The organism is Bacillus sp. WC2503 (genome assembly GCF_052682895.1).
Genome location: NZ_JBQYMD010000001.1, coordinates 1,327,767 through 1,343,567 on the forward strand (window position 1 = coordinate 1,327,767; position 15,801 = coordinate 1,343,567).

General features: G+C 38.9%; 19 protein-coding genes and 2 pseudogenes. 15 read left to right on the forward strand and 6 right to left on the reverse strand.

Going from position 1 to position 15,801, the window contains the following annotated elements:
• The first annotated feature begins 58 nt into the window (after positions 1-58).
• Complete coding sequence (locus ACUN26_RS06975; protein ID WP_000628358.1) at positions 59-829, forward strand: DUF3952 domain-containing protein; 771 nt, start codon at positions 59-61, stop codon at positions 827-829.
• Between the two features lie 295 nt (positions 830-1,124).
• Here ACUN26_RS06975 and ACUN26_RS06980 read toward each other — a convergent pair.
• Positions 1,125-1,358: pseudogene (locus ACUN26_RS06980) on the reverse strand (GNAT family N-acetyltransferase); the annotation flags it as partial.
• Positions 1,359-1,584: 226 nt separating this feature from the next.
• Between ACUN26_RS06980 and ACUN26_RS06985 the strand changes: the two are divergent.
• The 10 genes from ACUN26_RS06985 to ACUN26_RS07030 all read left to right on the forward strand — a co-directional run bounded on the left by ACUN26_RS06985 (position 1,585) and on the right by ACUN26_RS07030 (position 9,721).
• Positions 1,585-1,851, forward strand: coding sequence for a hypothetical protein (locus ACUN26_RS06985; RefSeq protein ID WP_000477564.1), 267 nt, complete (start codon positions 1,585-1,587; stop codon positions 1,849-1,851).
• A gap of 2,098 nt (positions 1,852-3,949) precedes the next feature.
• Entirely contained in the window at positions 3,950-4,798 is an 849-nt protein-coding gene (locus ACUN26_RS06990; protein WP_000106778.1) for a hypothetical protein, read from the forward strand.
• Positions 4,799-5,068: 270 nt separating this feature from the next.
• On the forward strand, positions 5,069-5,557 hold the full coding sequence (locus ACUN26_RS06995; RefSeq protein ID WP_000086793.1) for a hypothetical protein: 489 nt from the start codon (positions 5,069-5,071) through the stop codon (positions 5,555-5,557).
• Between the two features lie 643 nt (positions 5,558-6,200).
• On the forward strand, positions 6,201-6,395 hold the full coding sequence (locus ACUN26_RS07000) for a hypothetical protein (RefSeq protein WP_000624046.1): 195 nt from the start codon (positions 6,201-6,203) through the stop codon (positions 6,393-6,395).
• 113 nt (positions 6,396-6,508) lie between these two features.
• Positions 6,509-6,799 (forward strand): hypothetical protein, encoded by a 291-nt coding sequence (locus ACUN26_RS07005; RefSeq protein WP_000747851.1) that lies wholly within the window; start codon positions 6,509-6,511, stop codon positions 6,797-6,799.
• Positions 6,800-6,944: 145 nt separating this feature from the next.
• A complete protein-coding gene (locus ACUN26_RS07010; protein WP_000774584.1) occupies positions 6,945-7,823 on the forward strand; it encodes a phage major capsid protein in 879 nt (292 codons plus the stop codon).
• 67 nt (positions 7,824-7,890) lie between these two features.
• A complete protein-coding gene (locus ACUN26_RS07015) occupies positions 7,891-8,370 on the forward strand; it encodes a hypothetical protein (protein WP_002038564.1) in 480 nt (159 codons plus the stop codon).
• Positions 8,370-8,807 carry a hypothetical protein gene (locus ACUN26_RS07020; RefSeq protein WP_000357501.1) on the forward strand — a complete coding sequence of 146 codons (438 nt, stop codon included), beginning with the start codon at positions 8,370-8,372 and terminating at the stop codon, positions 8,805-8,807. Before ACUN26_RS07015 ends, ACUN26_RS07020 begins: the two co-directional genes overlap by 1 nt.
• Before the next feature lie 13 nt (positions 8,808-8,820).
• Positions 8,821-9,066 carry a hypothetical protein gene (locus ACUN26_RS07025; protein WP_000359324.1) on the forward strand — a complete coding sequence of 82 codons (246 nt, stop codon included), beginning with the start codon at positions 8,821-8,823 and terminating at the stop codon, positions 9,064-9,066.
• A gap of 319 nt (positions 9,067-9,385) precedes the next feature.
• Entirely contained in the window at positions 9,386-9,721 is a 336-nt protein-coding gene (locus tag ACUN26_RS07030; protein WP_000612710.1) for a hypothetical protein, read from the forward strand.
• A gap of 86 nt (positions 9,722-9,807) precedes the next feature.
• Here ACUN26_RS07030 and ACUN26_RS07035 read toward each other — a convergent pair whose 3' ends face one another.
• The 5 genes and pseudogenes from ACUN26_RS07035 to ACUN26_RS07055 all read right to left on the reverse strand — a co-directional run.
• Positions 9,808-10,029, reverse strand: coding sequence for a hypothetical protein (locus tag ACUN26_RS07035; RefSeq protein WP_000210743.1), 222 nt, complete (start codon positions 10,027-10,029; stop codon positions 9,808-9,810).
• Between the two features lie 318 nt (positions 10,030-10,347).
• Complete coding sequence (locus ACUN26_RS07040; protein ID WP_000444253.1) at positions 10,348-10,533, reverse strand: hypothetical protein; 186 nt, start codon at positions 10,531-10,533, stop codon at positions 10,348-10,350.
• A gap of 532 nt (positions 10,534-11,065) precedes the next feature.
• Complete coding sequence (locus ACUN26_RS07045; protein WP_000661514.1) at positions 11,066-11,818, reverse strand: helix-turn-helix domain-containing protein; 753 nt, start codon at positions 11,816-11,818, stop codon at positions 11,066-11,068.
• Positions 11,819-11,955: 137 nt separating this feature from the next.
• Positions 11,956-12,873 carry a tyrosine-type recombinase/integrase gene (locus tag ACUN26_RS07050; protein ID WP_001196720.1) on the reverse strand — a complete coding sequence of 306 codons (918 nt, stop codon included), beginning with the start codon at positions 12,871-12,873 and terminating at the stop codon, positions 11,956-11,958.
• Between the two features lie 165 nt (positions 12,874-13,038).
• Positions 13,039-13,638, reverse strand: a pseudogene (locus tag ACUN26_RS07055) (GCN5 family acetyltransferase); the annotation flags it as partial.
• Between the two features lie 131 nt (positions 13,639-13,769).
• Here ACUN26_RS07055 and ytfJ point away from each other — a divergent pair.
• The 4 genes from ytfJ (at position 13,770) to ACUN26_RS07075 (ending at position 15,786) form a co-directional block, all read left to right on the forward strand.
• Positions 13,770-14,195, forward strand: coding sequence for a GerW family sporulation protein (gene ytfJ / locus ACUN26_RS07060; protein WP_000349988.1), 426 nt, complete (start codon positions 13,770-13,772; stop codon positions 14,193-14,195).
• Between the two features lie 160 nt (positions 14,196-14,355).
• A complete protein-coding gene (locus ACUN26_RS07065; RefSeq protein ID WP_000014097.1) occupies positions 14,356-15,132 on the forward strand; it encodes a hypothetical protein in 777 nt (258 codons plus the stop codon).
• A 51-nt stretch (positions 15,133-15,183) separates the two neighbouring features.
• A complete protein-coding gene (locus ACUN26_RS07070; RefSeq protein WP_000761187.1) occupies positions 15,184-15,504 on the forward strand; it encodes a hypothetical protein in 321 nt (106 codons plus the stop codon).
• Between the two features lie 69 nt (positions 15,505-15,573).
• On the forward strand, positions 15,574-15,786 hold the full coding sequence (locus ACUN26_RS07075) for a hypothetical protein (RefSeq protein WP_000798747.1): 213 nt from the start codon (positions 15,574-15,576) through the stop codon (positions 15,784-15,786).
• Positions 15,787-15,801 lie beyond the last annotated feature (15 nt).

Consider the following 15,801-nt stretch of genomic DNA (forward strand, 5'->3'; position numbering starts at 1 on the left):
TATCTAGTTGAAAATGTAGAGAGTAGTGTGATGATGAAATGAAAAAAAAGTGTTTAAAATGATTACTATCATAATAGTAATCAGCCTACTACAAGCATGTAGTTTTTTTGAAAAAAAGATAGAGTATGAGCCATTTGTCAAAGCTTTGGATGAAGGTGACATGAAAAAGGTTATGTCCGCTAGTGATGATGGATATGCGTATGTGAAACAAAGAGGTATATATAGTACATATGAGCAAAAGGAAGATGGAGAGCACAGTAAAACAATTTATCAAACTTCGAAAGGTATATATAATACGAAAGATAAAAGTTTATATGGAAATACAACACAAGAAATTACCTCGAAAGTAGATAATAAAAATTATAGAGAAGAAGTTAATTATAGTACAAATATTAGTTATGAGAATGGACAGGTACAAAGTACGGATTCAAGTCTGGATGTTTCATACGTGAACTTAATTGTAGATCGTTTAAAAGGGATAGGGAAACTAAAGATGAAGCCAGGAGGTGATATAAAAAAGTTTGGTCAGCCTAGTACTGTTGGATATAAATTAACTGAATCAGAGTTTCAAAGTATTATTAATGATAAGTTAAAAATACAATATGATGAATATGGTGGTGGATCGATCGCACTGCATATTGAGTTTACAAAGGGTTCAGAGCAGATATTGGAAGTAAGTATTGTAATGAATTATAAAAAGAGAAATGAAGAAGGAAAGTTAGTAGAACACATATCACAAATACATACATCTTTTGATAGTCACCAAGGTAATAACCAAGATGCGAAACAGGAATATATTGATTTTAAAGCACAGTATAATAAGAAGTAGTAATATTAAGAAAGGAATTTGCACGTAAAGATAATAGCGACATAAGTGTGGTGACTGTCTCATAAATATTTTTATTTGTAGTGGAAAGAATTTTAGAATAAACGCTCCAATTGCTGGAGTAGATTCAACAATTGGGCGTTTATCTGTCTAAATTTAGCTTGAATACATGACATGTTTTAGATAGGGGCATGGCTTTACAAGTAGTTTCTCCATCTTCATAATAACGGTGTGAAATTTTTTGTAATTTGCTTTTATTGCTAAGTGACAACTATTTCTGTATATAGAGTAGCCCTTATTATCGATACATCGTCCACATCCCGATGTCTTTAAACCCTAGTCGTTTATAAATTCGTCCAGCAGCTGGATTGTTATAAAATAAACAAAGTGTTCGGTCTTCTTTCGTAAAGTCCTGAATCATTTTTTGTAATATGAGTGAAGCGTAGCCATTTCCGCGATAATTCGGGTGTGTACATACGCCAACTACCATAGCGGATAATGAATTTTCAGCGGAAGTTGAGGCGGATGTTAAGCCTGATGAGGTGTTATCTATGAGTGACCACTCTTTTAGTTATTCGTTTAGGAAAATTATAGAGGTTACAGACTTGTGAGTCAATAACTATTCAGTTGGAACTTGTGAGATAGTATTCGACAAAAGTAGGAGACTAAAATAGGTGCCGTCTCAGGTGGTATTGATAGGGGGGGGATTGGGAATAAATAGAATAACTATTTATGAAAACTAAGAGGAGGAATATAAAATGTTTAAGTGGTTTAAGAGGTTTGTGAAGTGGGTTAACGGGCCCGTTAATCTAGATCAGGCTGCTATTGAGTTTTATATCGGTGACGATAGAGTCGTTCTCATAGGTGCTGATGCGATGAACTTTGTAGCTAACTTTAATAAGAAATACAAAACTCTATATGTTGAAAATAAATTAACTGGAATGAATATACGATTTAGGGTATTTCATGTGGGTACCTACAAGAGAACAACTTATAAAGCAAGTACTGGGGAGGTAGGAAACTAATGGATATTATGGAGATAGTAATGAACAAGTGGTTTGCTGGCTCGGTCGCCTTGTTAGTTGTAGCTTATAGGGAGTTGGTTCTTCCCGTGGAGCGATGTACCTAAAAAGAAGTGAGCGAGGTGCAATCTCTAACCAATTAAAGTAACTGTCAGATGATACTAAATAGCAAAACCTCCCCCTCGATGCGATGCTTGTGAGCATATACACAAACAGAGCTATGGCGGTGAACTATCTCCCGAAAGTGTCCGAACTCTAGAGGGCGAAAGTCACTACCTCGAAAGTAACCCCTCCCGAAAGTGAGTGCATACAATCATGCATACTCCTGAGTCATAACCCTATGAGTACGGCATTCCTTGTGTATATCTATACAGGGCTTACCCACAGTTACCATGCAGATAATTATGCAGGCTATACCATAGTAGGTACACTGAGAGCAGGTGGCTCTAGGACTGTAGCTTATTTGTCTGTCTCTATGACTACTACCCATAAGATGTATTATGTTAACAAGCACCACACTACCCTATGCCTACTCGTTGCACACAGTAGAGATCGCCTACTCGTGCGCTGTGTTGTCTTGCCTATCATGTAACGCTCCTGTGTGTACCTGTGAGGATGACAACACTTGGGTGATACTAACATTACCTCTACACTTATGACTCGTTATGGTGGCTCCCGAGCGGTCTGATGGCATTCTCGTTAGTTTTTCGTGAGCTGGCTGGCTCAAGGGTACCCATATTTTCCTGACAGGGGGGCAGGTAGGCACGCACGCATCGTGTGTTACACAGTAGAAAATATACTAATCAGCGCCCTCCTAGTTATTCCTAATAGTCTCCATATCACTCAGGTGAACTCGTTCGACACACCTTCGGAGTACGATCTCCCAAGACGCTCCCTCATCAGGTCTGATAAAATTTAAAATATTTCTTCCTATTAGCGCCACCTATTGAGTTACACCCATAAGTCACTAACATGTAGAAAACTAGGAGTCAGCCTACTCATGGGTAACCTTGTAGTTCATCTTTAAAGACCTTCCATCTCTAGTATTTAATTATTCAAATGCCTAGTAGTGCTGGCGCAATTTAGCAACAATCTACATAGATGTACACTTATAGTCGCTAACATGTAGGAAACTAGGAGTCGGCTACTTCGGGGTTTACTCAGGGACTATGCTCAACATAGGTCGTCCTCATAAGGTATTTAAATATATTAATATATGAGATGGTAACTCCTAGAGTCGGCAACCTACTTGTATACACCTGTTAGTTTTGCTACCTCGTATCAACTATGTTGTCATTTTATTTCAATCCCTAGTTAACTTGTTAGATGAGACTAACCAGTATCATGACGGTATTGCCTCCTAAGTTACCTAATAGTCTTCCTTAAGTGTAGATATCTTGGAGTGAAATACATGAGGTTTACCTAAAATAGTCACACTTTTGTTACTAAACTAATGAGCTTAACTTTAGAGATACATCTGAATAGTTAACCAAGAGTGTCTATCTCGTAAAGAAAATAAACAAATACCTTACGAGATAGCAACTCTATAGCTAACTATCAAGTTTATAACCTAGCTGATTCATCAGCAGATACAATCCTGATAGAAAAGCTATAGAGATACCTCCTCATATAGATTCTAATGTATTTAAATATTTTAAAAACAATAACTCCTAGAGCTGGCATCTGAATAGTTACCGAATAGATTACCATCTCAGGTATTTTATATATTGGAATGAGAAGGGACAAACTCTAGGGAATGTACTAATGGATGGTACACAGAGGAGGGAAACTGTTTTGTACACAGATACAGAAAAACGAACTGATAAAATTGATCGTATCCCTTGGGGGAGTAAGGCTGATGGCAAATCAATTGAGGAAATCTCATACACTAAAAAGGGCTGATTGAGGAAATCTCATACACCAAAATGAGGACGACTGCTGTCTTGTCGAAAACCAAAAGTTTAATAAATAAAGAATTTATACATATATCTTGTGTCTTATTTTGAAACGTAATACAATATATAGAGATGATGAGGTTAACTTATTATTATATTACATGGTTAACTGTCTTGTCAATAAAAAACACCGGAGGGAGAAACGAATGAGTACACCACTAACGATTGACGAACTAAGAGGAATGTCTGTAAAGGAAGCGATATTACTAGGAGCTGACGTTATTTCACCCGCTCAGAAGGAAGCACGAAAAGGAAAACCTAAGGATAATTACAAGGAAGGCAACCGCCAGTTCACTATGGTGAGAGAGGAGATAAAAGAAGTGAATGAATACTTGTCATTAGAAAACTCAGGAGTGATGATGTTCCTATTAGGGTTTGCCAAGCTGGGTGAGAACGGATCTTTATATTACCGTGAGGAAGGTAAAGAATCTGAGTTGCTTTCAGCTAGCAAACTAGCAGATCTACTAGGGAAGACACCTAGAGCAACAAACATTATCCTAGCAGAGCTGGAAAAGTTAAGTCTTATCGTTAGAACTAAGAAAGGTCGCAACACAACCATCTCACTAGGAGAACAGTTCTTCAATGTAGGCAGCTACGAGGGTAAAGACTTGTTTACAAAGGTATACAAAGGTAAGTTACTCGAGGTAGCCAAAAAGATTTCCTTCTCGGAGTTAGGACTCTTCTTCAAACTACTTGGTCACTTCCATTACGATCTACACGTACTAGTGGACAACCCTCATGAGGTGAAAGTATCAGAGTTAAATATATGGAGTCGGAAACATGTTGCTCCCTCGGTTGGTTGCTCGGCTGATTTCGCTAAGAGAGCTATCCTTAAGTTAATCAGAGCAGGCTTACTCATGGAGATTAGTTCCGCTAAGAAATTGATTATCTTGAATCCCCTACTTGTAAGTAAGAAACTGAGAACGCCAAACATAAAGGAGCTTGCTGAAGCTATCGAGTTGGCAAGCTTCACACGTGAAAATTTCAAAAAGTGACAATACCTCGTAATGCCTCGAAAGTAACACCCCTAACCTATAACCCCAAGGAGGAAACCCAATGAACATTTACTCAAGAGAAACAATCCTAGAAGTACTAGCTGAATTGAAATACTACGGTAAAAATATAACCGAGGCAGGACTAATGAGAGACCGTCCTCGTTTGTATAACGCCATTAGATGCTATTTTGAAAGCCTAGAAGATGCGATCTCCAAGGTTACACCTATACCGGTACAGACTTACAGATGGACTATTAAGGAGGAATGCTAATGAGCAGAATCAAATGGAGTAAGGAATTAATTCTTAAGAAGATACAGGAGTTAGAAACTCAAGGAGTTAACTTTGGAGGTGGATCTATACAGAAAACTAATCGTTCTCTGTATAGTGCTGGCTGTAGACTCTTTGGCAACTGGTCTAGTGCTTGCGAGGAAGCAGGTGTATTAGTGCCAGCTAACCCTAAAGTAACTACGGCAGAAGTACTCAAAGTGTTTGAACCACCTCAGGAGGAACGAGTGAGTCAGCCTGGTAAAGTATATGAAGATTTTAGAATAATAACTCCAAAGTACGAAGAACACACGAGAAAGCTAACGTGGAAACTAATAGGAACAATCGGATTAGCATCAGATCCATTTAGTTTCATCCCTGAGAAGACAGGAGTTAACGTGAAAGTCTTCAATGATTGGCTAAGAGGAAACGAAACAATGGGGTACGATGATATGATCACAATAGGTAAATACCTGAGAGAGCTGGCTCAATAGGAGTTGGTTCTCTTTTTGGTATACACTTGTATATACAAGTCACACAACTGCTACTATATATATGTAGGAAGTTAATTAGCTAGGTTGCTACTTTATATATGAAGCAATTAATTAGGTATTCTCATGAGGTAGCTGATTCGTGGTTTCTGAGGGGTCTCCTGTTTCGGCTATCTCATGAGGATTCCTTCCCTCCTTCCATGTGTGATTTCGTTGTTCATTCTAGCTGACTCTTGCGGAACGGAAAACCCTTGAGTCGGCACCCCTTAGTTACATTGCCTGTAGGGTGTCATTCTCTCTCGAGTATCACCACCACTGATTGCTAAGGAGCTGGCAAACTACAGGGAGTGTAACTCCAAATAATTTCTTGATTGTAACACCCTGATAGCTGCGATCTATCAGGGTGTTGCTCTAAGATTAAATCTGACATGTATATGACCCTCCTGAGGGGTTACATACGAACCTGTATATCCTCCTGAGATATATAGCTTCTTCTGTACAAGCTAGTTGGGGAACTAGTGAGGCAGACAGTGAGGGTTATTCTATTCAGTGGGGACTGAGTAGGGTAATCCTATTTTTTTTAAGTACACTAACTTGCATTGCCATATAGCGTTAACTATTACGAATAGAAGAGGGGGAAACAAGTATGATTAGCAAACAAGAATTAAACGATGAGTTGCGGACTCAGTGGAAAGCTCAACAGGAGCACTACGGAACACCTATTGTGTTCTTTGCTAATAAGATTGGCTTTAGTAAGACGACTGTTAGGAGATGGATTGAAGGATCGTTCGACTTCTCAATGGGTTCGGCTCAAGTGGTACAAGCTTATTTAAATCAATAACGAGAACGCTGACTCCTAAGGTGCTGAAGCCCTAGAGGTGGAGCCTCAGGAGTTATCTTACTCACTATACATATTCAAACAAGTTTTCCATAACGATTCTAGGAGGTAGGACAATGAAGAAATCAGCCAAGTTAGATGCAAGCCAACAAGAAATCGTCCTCAAGTTAAGTCATGTGAGAGACATGTTTGCTCACAGAGTGGCCATGAAAGACAACCTCATGTTAGGAAACCATATGCCAAAGCTAAAGAGATTAGCTAAGGAAAAGGGAGTACTTGGTGAGGACGGTCAAATTCCTGTCGAGTATGCACAAGCGTATTGCGATGAGGTCGCTAAAGTGTCCGCTAAAGTGGATAAGGACTTCGAGGAGTTCAAGAAAGCATTCGATAAATATTTTGGAGAGTAATTGTTCTCTATCAATACAGAACATTGAGGTCGCCTAACTAGGTGGCTTATTTGTCGTTCTCGGGGTGGTACTCTCCCAGCTTCTCAGCTAAAGAAGACAAATATACATAGCACCCTAAGAGGTAGCTACAGGAGGAATATACTATATGGCAGATTTAACTTTAGGACAACACCCTTTACTAAAGAAAGCATTCTTGGATGCACGATTCAAACATCTAACAGAGAAACGCTTCATTGCGGACTCTCTATTTATGAAAGTGAGTGCAGATGCTTTAGTGGTTAAATACTTCAAGGACGCTGACGTAGACTCACAAGGACGTTACAACTATGAAGAAGTACCTGAGGTAGGCGAAGGATCTAGCTACAAGCGTATCGGCTTATCAGAAGTAGCTAAGATTGAGATGATCCGTAAGTACGGCTTAGAGGCAGCTGTCTCTTATGAAATGCAAAAGTGGGGACAAACAGGCGTATTCGAACGAATCTTCCTTAAATTGTCTAACTCAGTAGTGGCTATGGTTAACACTATGGCTTACGACAAGATTCACTCTGAGCCTAACATTGGAGGACGCACAAAGACGGGTGCAGCAGGAGACGAAACTTGGGATAATGCCACTCTAGGTGCTGACAAAATGATTAGCGATATCATTGACGCTAAGGCTTCAGCTAAGAAGTTTGGCTACTCTCTTGATACGATGGTTATCTCTACAGAGACGGAAGCACTGTTCTTGAAGAATAAAGGTATTCGTGATGCTCTACGTGAGAACAACACAGATATCGCTTTACTAAACGGCTACATTGGTAACTTCTTAGGGTTGGACGTTATCGTTGATGAGAACTATAGTGATGACCAAGTGTTAATGTTACAACGTGGAATCCTTGGAGACATCGCCGATGCGGAGCCATTGAAGTCTCATACGTATAACCAAGAGGAAGACTCTACTACGATCTTACGTGTGAGCCGTTTCACTACAGCTTACGTAACAGATCCGAAAGCAGTTTACTTACTTAAGAATATCAAAGCTTAATAGCTTAACACTGGGGGTCGGCTATTGGCTGGCTCCCTATTTTTATTTACCAGGAGGCAGGACAACCATGATAGAAAAATTCAATGAAGGCTCAATCACTGGGGGAGACTTACTCAAAGATGCTGTACTATTTTTGGAGGGAACTCACCGAGGTAAACCATATACAAAGCAAGACTTACATACCCTTGCTAACTCGTTTAACAAGGCTGACAATGTACCAGTCCAGTTAGACCACAGTGAGAGCGCAAAGGACACTGTAGGCTTCTTAGAGAGCGTATCTGTACAGGGTGGCCAACTCTTAGGTAAGCTACGTATCATTGACGAGAAGGTAAAGGAACGAGTAGACAAGGGACTTATGAAGAAGGTCTCCGTGTCATTCTACACAGACACTACCGGTAAGCCTACACGTTTACGTGAAGTTAGCCTAGTAGCTTTCCCACAAGTCAAGGGAGCGGAACTGTTTAACGAATCACTAAGCGAGGACGAACAATTCTATAGAAACTATGTAGCTGGTCTAGGGATTGGCTCAAGAGGGAGGAAACTATAATGGATAAAGGAATGAAAGGACAGCCTATGGAGTGGAAAGACGAGGAAGCAAAGAAGCGTTCTCTAGCAAACTTACAGCCTAATGCGGCTATGAAGCACGGACTACGTAGCCAGAACTTTGAGGCTACATTAACAGAAGTAGAGCTTCAGCAGATTGCTAAGACAGAGAGCGACATCTTAGCACAGCTAGGAGATTCAGCGACCTCTACAGACAAGATCAATGCAGAGAGATACGCTATTGCGCTCATCAAGGTACAACGAGCTGACCAAATTGAGAACGTATCTATCAAGTATAAAGACTTCACAAAGGAGCTTCTTGAGATTGAGAAACAGTTATGCCTAGACAGACGTTACCGATTGAGTAAGTCTAACACTGAGAATCCTTCTAATACTGATTGGATGCTTAGCTTGTTTGATGGTGCTAACGAAAAACTATAGGAGGCAGTCTCGTATGGATAAACTACATGTATTGTATACTGTGAAAGTTAAGTTTAAGGGAGAAGAAGCTGGGGAGAAAGTCCTGAAAAGGAAGCACCTCTCTAAGTGCGCTAAGGGGAAAGTATCTGACCAGCTCCAGTTTGTCTATGACTTCTATAGCCAACTATATAATACGAATTACACTGAGATGGTAGGACTAGACATGAAGTTTATCTCAGTAGCTGAATACGATGAATTATACCAAGAGGTATACGAGTGAGGAATGAATGCCGATGAGGAAGGAAGACACGGAGTTTAAACTTAGAGTGATGATTCTGCTATGGGTTGTACTATACGGAGCATTCGCTATGTTAGTACTCTTTAATATCTAGAAAGTAAACACCGAGGTAGCGTTCCTGAGTGAGAAAATATCACTTAAAGAATATGCTATCTCTTTTTTTATAACTTTTCGGATGTAACCTTACAGAGAAAATGCATAGTCGTAACACCTGGGTATTACCACAGTAAGCCAGCTTTACAAAAGGTATTTTATTTCTAGATTGACTACTCTATAATCAGATTTGGAAGGTGGTGATAAGATGATACCTATGCTGAAATACAAAGATATTTCAAGGCAAACGCTAGAAGTAGAGTTTATCGTAGGTTCAATGTATTTTACAATTAAGGATGAATACAAACGTTATGTCCATTGTATATTCTCGATTGGAAGAGCTCGTGAGTTTGTGAGAATCTTAAGTAATGGAGAGATGGCTGAGGTGTTTGATCGTGGAGGAGATTTATTGAGAGTTCGTCCTATGAGAGATGACCATCTCGCTATTGAAATTGAATCGAAGGGGATGAGTAAGGGGTTTGTGTTAGATAAACAGCAAACTCAAGAGTTATCTAATTGGTTTCAACGAGTGCACAAACTATAATTTCAATTACCGTAATGGTAACCCCGAGGAAGAAAGCAAAAGAGCCGACTCAATGAGAGTCGGCTCGAGGGTTATTACTTCATGAGTTAAAAGTTCTCCTCAGTTATTTCGTTTAAATTAAAACTAAGAGTTTTAGAGATTTTGCCAGCTCGTAAGATAACTACATACGTAAGGCCTAGTTGGAATGTATCTACTTTGCAAGCTTTATTAGTGATACGAGATAGTGAGTCTTGGAAGTTGGACACTAAAGTGTCGATCTCCTCCATAGCGATATCTAAATTAGTTGGTTGAATAGTATTTGTTGTCATAAAAAATCTCTCCCTTTAGTTTTTATTTGTTTACACGAGATAGGTAATACTTACAGGTGTACAATCATGAGTGAAACGATGTAACCAGCTGCGTAAAGAAAGCTTATGCTGCCGCCAGCTACCAAGGTTGACGTAACCCACTCTTTGAGTTTCAACTTATTCGCCTCCTATGAGGTCGAACCTTTACAGCTATTCCTGCTCGTGATACTATAGGGAGGAAAGAGCCTTATAGGTTCGACTGAATTGCGTAGCCTTGTTCGGTATACTCGCCAAAGTATAACTACCGAGTAGGGCTATTTTGTTTTGTGTAGTTTTAGGTTAGTCAGTTAACTTCTTACCAGCATACATACGAGTTAACATTTTATCGATCTTATTAGCTTTATCTACAGTGTTGATCTTGTTGAGTTGATTAAAAGCTGTATAAAACCTCTTAGCATCCTCGATGGTCTCCAGCTCGTAAAAGTCTTTGACTTTACCGTAAAACTTTTGTTGCTTACTTTCCAATTGCTATGTTCACCTCATTCCCTGAGTGGCTTAATTACATATTAATTAAAAGTTCTAGAACCGTCAATACTTTTTGAAAACTTTTTTAAATCCCTTTCTTTTCCTCACAGTTTATCCTTACAGCCAATTATGTTAGCTACCTCTTTTTGGTTACCAAAGAAAGCTCGAATAAGTGTAAAACTCTTTAGAGTTCGTACAAGCTCATTACAAATGGTATAACTTGTTTAGGTGCGAACGTAATAAGGGTACTAATAAAACTCCGCACAGGAGAATCTGGAGCTTTTTTTATGGAGTGATTCAAAAATGGAGATGTTATTTTACATCATATGGCATTCAATCGAGCATATACCTAATCAGTTGCCTGCTCTGCAGGTACAACCTACTCAGGACTATCCTAAATTGGATAATCGTACAAGAACCAGATGCAATGCCACCCTGGTAACCAATCGGGCATAGCTAAATAGAGATATCTCCTGTGTTAAAGAGCTATAGGACAACAACCAGATAGGAGGGATTATTACCTAGAGTAATGCTACTGAAGAAAGTTGAATAGTTTGCACTTAAGAGATCGCTGAGCAGTAGATAATTTCTGAGCCAGAACTCCATAGAAGTAACCATTGAAATCACGTACACGTTTAGCCTTGCTAGCAAGCACACTAGCTCGTAACCCTGAGATGGCCACCTCTGCAGTATCAACTAAATCAGGTGCATACTTTCGAGCAGCCAATTGAACACGACCCCACAGTTTGTAAACCTTAGTTGCATCAAAGTAGGAGATAGCCAAGCTAGCGAACTCAGTAGGAACACCAGCAGCTACTAAGTGATCTATGCTTAACTCGTCTACGTATGTATTATCTTTAGAGATTTTAGTTTTGTAAGTAATTGTATCTGTATGAGACGGAGACTTCTCAGTGCACTCAGGAGTAGGCTCTACAGCTTCCTCACAAGGTGACTTAGCAAGGTGACTCTCATAGGGATTGATCACTGTTATTGAAGCGCTATAGCCACCTTTAACAGGCTTAAATTGATTGATACGAGTAATAATTCCTAGCTCAGATAAAACCTTTAGAGCACGCTGTATAGTGCGTTTAGAGTAACCTGTGAGATCAGATAAAGAGTCTACTTTAAGGTAGCTGACTCCTATGAATTTGCATGAGTAACAAGCAAGCTTCCATAGTACTGTGTATTCTGACTCTTTAAGTTTGTACACTGACAGGTATTCACTAATAGAATTGTCCATCTCATGAATTGAATTAAAAGATTGATATTTTCGTAGTTCCTTCATATTGTATATTCTCCTTAATAGGAGCTACTTGCAGAGTGTATCTTAGGGTAGTACAATATAAGCAAATAGCTCCATAGTTATTTTGTGAAAGAGTCCTGTCTGGCCGCCAAACTAGAGCAGGGCTCTTTTGTGTTTACTTATAGGTCGAACCTATTGAGAGGGTTATACTTATCGTTGGATTCAGCTAACGAGTTACCGAAAGCATGTAGGTAAACCTCAGTAGTTCTTATCTGGGAGTGGTGCATCAACTTACTCAAGGTGTATATGTCCATTCCAGCTCTCAAGCAGTTACTCGCATAGGTATGTCTAAACATGTGAGCTGTAGTTTTGAATCCCATACGAACTGACAGCCTGGTGAACATTAACTTGACAGCGTTCACTGTGAGTGGGTTACCTCTGTGGTCATTAAACACATGAGCAGGCAACTTAATGTAGTACTTCTCGCAGAATAATCTCCACTCGTACAACTCCCGAGCTACCTTATCCGTTAACGGAGTAGACAGGCTCTTACGATTCTTCCCGAAGATAGTGATAGTCTTATTGAGTAGATCTACGGAATCCCACCTCATGGATACCAGCTCGCCTAGTCTTATGCCTGTACCCGCGAGGACGACTATCACGGTATGACCTCTGTAGCTGTACAACGTGTTTTCTCGAGAGCGCATCCTCCTGTAGTATCTAAGCATCTGCTTTATCTGTTCATCGGAGTAAACCTTGATGGTCTTGTCCGTCTTAGCCGGCTTAATCTTGTTAGTGGGGTTGCTGCGGATCTCTATAATGTCCTCATCCTCTAGGTACCTAAAGAATGTCTTCAAGTGCTGGAGCTTACCATTACGAGTGACCACTGTGTTTCCTCTCTCCTTGGAACAGTAGAGGAGGTAGCCCTTTATAACTGGTGGAGTAATATCCTCGATGTTAATGATCTCCTTCTCAGCAACGAGCCAGCGAGAAAACTCATTGAGTGTATCTCCGTAGCTCTGTATTGTCCTAGGAGCTAGTCCACTGAGTTCTTTATCCTCTAGGTAATCCTTAATCATAAATCTAAGTAGTGCCATTTAGTTTCCCCCCCCTTGAGTACGCACAAAAAGACCACCTCCATAGGCTACTTGTGAGTAACCTAGAAAGTGGTCTCTTGTGAGAATATTGTTTCTGTCATAGATAACCATTCAGCTTGACCTTGTGAGGCTTGTCCTGCCTCGGGTGAATTAACTCGCCTGTCCTACCATAGCGGATAATGAATTTTCAGCGGAAGTTGAGGCGGATGCGATGATTGCACCGTCTTTTTCAATATAATATGTACGTCCTGTATTTGTTTCGATAGCTTGCCTTAACATTTTTTCAGATTCATTTGCAGTCGGGAATTCAGCGATGTCACTTCGTAATTTCATAATTCGTTCTATATCATCGAGTGAGGCAAGTTTAATTGTTTTATGAATTGGTGTGCTAGGTAAGTTGTTGTCATCTTGGCATTCGCAAAAATACATTTCATTTTTGGCGCCTAGTTGTACACTTGGAGCAGTTTCAAATCTTTCTACAATAGTTGACTTGCCAGAGAGTTTAAGCGGCTTATATGCGGAAAGAAGTGCCTCATAGTCAGTAACCACAAACTCTTCTTTACTATACGGTATAAATGTATCGTGAAAGCGAAGTAAAATCGATTTTAATGTTCCGTTCTCTTCAAATACTCCCCATAATTCTTGAAAATCTGTATCATAACCGAAAGCTTCAATATCTCCAATAATAAATAAGTTAATGGCTGCTTCTTCTTTTAGGTAAGCGAATACTTGTTCATGATCTTTCTTTGTTAATTTTCGCATCATAACGAATCTACCTCTTTTTTATTTTTCTAAATATTACAACTTAAGTTTTTTGAAATCAATATAAAATTTTATGTTTAGTTCACAAACTTTCGGAAAAACTAGGAAAGATATGACAAAGGAGGTTATGAACGGTGGATCATCCAATTCAAGGGTTAATGAAAGCGGCAATGGAAAATTTAAAAGAAATGGTCGATGTGAATACGATTGTTGGAGAGCCTGTTCAAACGGCTGACGGTGGTGTGGTGTTAACGGTTTCTAAAGTAGCGTTCGGTTTTGGAGCAGGAGGTTCTGATTTCCAAACGAATGATGGACAAAGAGCGAACGGTAACCCTGCATTTGGTGGCGGTAGCGCGGGTGGTGTTTCTATTACACCAGTAGCATTTCTTGTGGTGAATAAAGATGGAGTAAATATTCTTCATTTACAAAATGCGACACATTTAGCAGAAAAAATGATTGAATTAGCTCCACAAACAATTGATAAAATTCAATCGATGTTCCAAAAAGATGAAAAGAAAGAGGGAAATCATCATTCTCAAAACCCGGATGAAATCCTTTAAAAACGCCTGCTTATGAGCAGGCGTTTTTTCTTGTAATCACTATGTAATAAAACACATGAAATTGTAAATAGTTTTTGAAGTTTTTTCTATGTTTCTAAAATTTTTCATGTTAAAATATGCTATAGAATTGAAACATATAAAACGAAGGTGGCTAGGTGCTTTGTCTGGAGGATCTGACCAAGTAAAGAATATGATATATATTAATGGTAATCGTCGAGGTCATTGTTTTATTACATCAGGAATTACGTTTAAAGAGTTTGCAAGTAACATCCCTTCACCGCTTCATCAAGTTTTGCTTTTGAAGCATAACTTTGAATGGACGGATTTTCATTATCATACTTTATTTGAATATGTTGAGGAAGAAAATATACATAAGCTAATTCAAGCAGAGATTGATGAATTTGATGAATTTTGTTGGGTAGATTTTGATGATCCAAGCGATTTAGATGAATTAGAGCCAAAAGAAATTGCAGAACTGTTATATTTGGCTCACAAAAAAGAACCACTTGCAAGAACATTCTTTCCGTTGTTGAAAAATAGATTTGTTTATTTTTCACATGATGACGGTTGGTACAACAAAGTATATTACCGTAGAATTGCTGATTTTGTTGGAATGTTAAGTAAAGTCATTCCTTATAAACTCGGTGCTTTCGGTAAGAAACGTTTTTCTTTCTTCCAAAAATCAAAAATTTTCCCAGCAATTTCAAAAGAAGTGATTATGGGGCTTATTCCATTAATGGAAGATGGTCTTTATATTGATTTAGCAGGGAAAATTGAGTCAAGAAGAGGTCTTGAAATTCCGGTATATGTAGTTGGTTCGTATGAAAGTACGGATGAGGTGCTAGATAATATCGATGAATTGAAAGAGGAAGCAACAGAAACAGGTTGGCTCATTTTTGATAAGAAAGAACAAGAGTGGCAATGGGTTGTTGACTAAGAAAACTTGGCGCATGAAGTCAAGTTTTCTTGTCATTTGAAAGGAGAACAAATGAAGAAATATTATACAATTGTGGGTATTGTAAGTATTATTCTCGTGGCGATATTGCTTATTACGTGTCCGAAAGAATCAGATTTTAATTCGTATGTAGAGGATAAGTATGCGTTGAAATGTGATGAGAGTAGTTTTGAATGCACACAAAATGTAGATGGTAAAAAAGAAAAGCTACAATTTGAAAGTACAGATGCACGAAATGGTGTATTCTTTATGACTGTAAAGCAAACGTTTAAAACAGAAGCTGGTGTTACGAAAGAATATAGCGGAGTAGGGATGTTTGGTACATTTCTTTTTGTTTCAGAAAAGACTTTCTAGTAATAGAAGGTCTTTTTTTTATGCTTGTGTTCATATAGATGAAGTAAGACAAGCATAGGAGGGGTAGTGATGAAGAATACATGCATCGTTTGCGGTGGTGAGGAGTTTTTTTCCTCAACGTTGTACGCTCGTACGAAACAAGATTGGGCATATGCGCCAAACATGTATCGATTTGAAAAAGTATTTATTGAACATAGGGATGAAGAGAATTATCCGGTCTTTCAAGAAATTACAGCAAAGCACTGTTGTGGATGCGGTCATATTATGTTGTATCATGAATGAACACACCAAGTATAA

Excerpts from the sequence above, each read along its gene's own strand:
- ACUN26_RS06975 (WP_000628358.1), top strand. The coding sequence starts at position 59 with ATGATTACTATCATAATAGTAATCAGCCTACTACAAGCATGTAGTTTT.
- ACUN26_RS06985 (WP_000477564.1), top strand. The coding sequence starts at position 1,585 with ATGTTTAAGTGGTTTAAGAGGTTTGTGAAGTGGGTTAACGGGCCCGTT.
- ACUN26_RS06990 (WP_000106778.1), top strand. The coding sequence starts at position 3,950 with ATGAGTACACCACTAACGATTGACGAACTAAGAGGAATGTCTGTAAAG.
- ACUN26_RS06995 (WP_000086793.1), top strand. The coding sequence starts at position 5,069 with ATGAGCAGAATCAAATGGAGTAAGGAATTAATTCTTAAGAAGATACAG.
- ACUN26_RS07000 (WP_000624046.1), top strand. The coding sequence starts at position 6,201 with ATGATTAGCAAACAAGAATTAAACGATGAGTTGCGGACTCAGTGGAAA.
- ACUN26_RS07005 (WP_000747851.1), top strand. The coding sequence starts at position 6,509 with ATGAAGAAATCAGCCAAGTTAGATGCAAGCCAACAAGAAATCGTCCTC.
- ACUN26_RS07010 (WP_000774584.1), top strand. The coding sequence starts at position 6,945 with ATGGCAGATTTAACTTTAGGACAACACCCTTTACTAAAGAAAGCATTC.
- ACUN26_RS07015 (WP_002038564.1), top strand. The coding sequence starts at position 7,891 with ATGATAGAAAAATTCAATGAAGGCTCAATCACTGGGGGAGACTTACTC.
- ACUN26_RS07020 (WP_000357501.1), top strand. The coding sequence starts at position 8,370 with ATGGATAAAGGAATGAAAGGACAGCCTATGGAGTGGAAAGACGAGGAA.
- ACUN26_RS07025 (WP_000359324.1), top strand. The coding sequence starts at position 8,821 with ATGGATAAACTACATGTATTGTATACTGTGAAAGTTAAGTTTAAGGGA.
- ACUN26_RS07030 (WP_000612710.1), top strand. The coding sequence starts at position 9,386 with ATGATACCTATGCTGAAATACAAAGATATTTCAAGGCAAACGCTAGAA.
- ACUN26_RS07035 (WP_000210743.1), bottom strand. The coding sequence starts at position 10,029 with ATGACAACAAATACTATTCAACCAACTAATTTAGATATCGCTATGGAG.
- ACUN26_RS07045 (WP_000661514.1), bottom strand. The coding sequence starts at position 11,818 with ATGAAGGAACTACGAAAATATCAATCTTTTAATTCAATTCATGAGATG.
- ACUN26_RS07050 (WP_001196720.1), bottom strand. The coding sequence starts at position 12,873 with ATGGCACTACTTAGATTTATGATTAAGGATTACCTAGAGGATAAAGAA.
- ACUN26_RS07070 (WP_000761187.1), top strand. The coding sequence starts at position 15,184 with ATGAAGAAATATTATACAATTGTGGGTATTGTAAGTATTATTCTCGTG.
- ACUN26_RS07075 (WP_000798747.1), top strand. The coding sequence starts at position 15,574 with ATGAAGAATACATGCATCGTTTGCGGTGGTGAGGAGTTTTTTTCCTCA.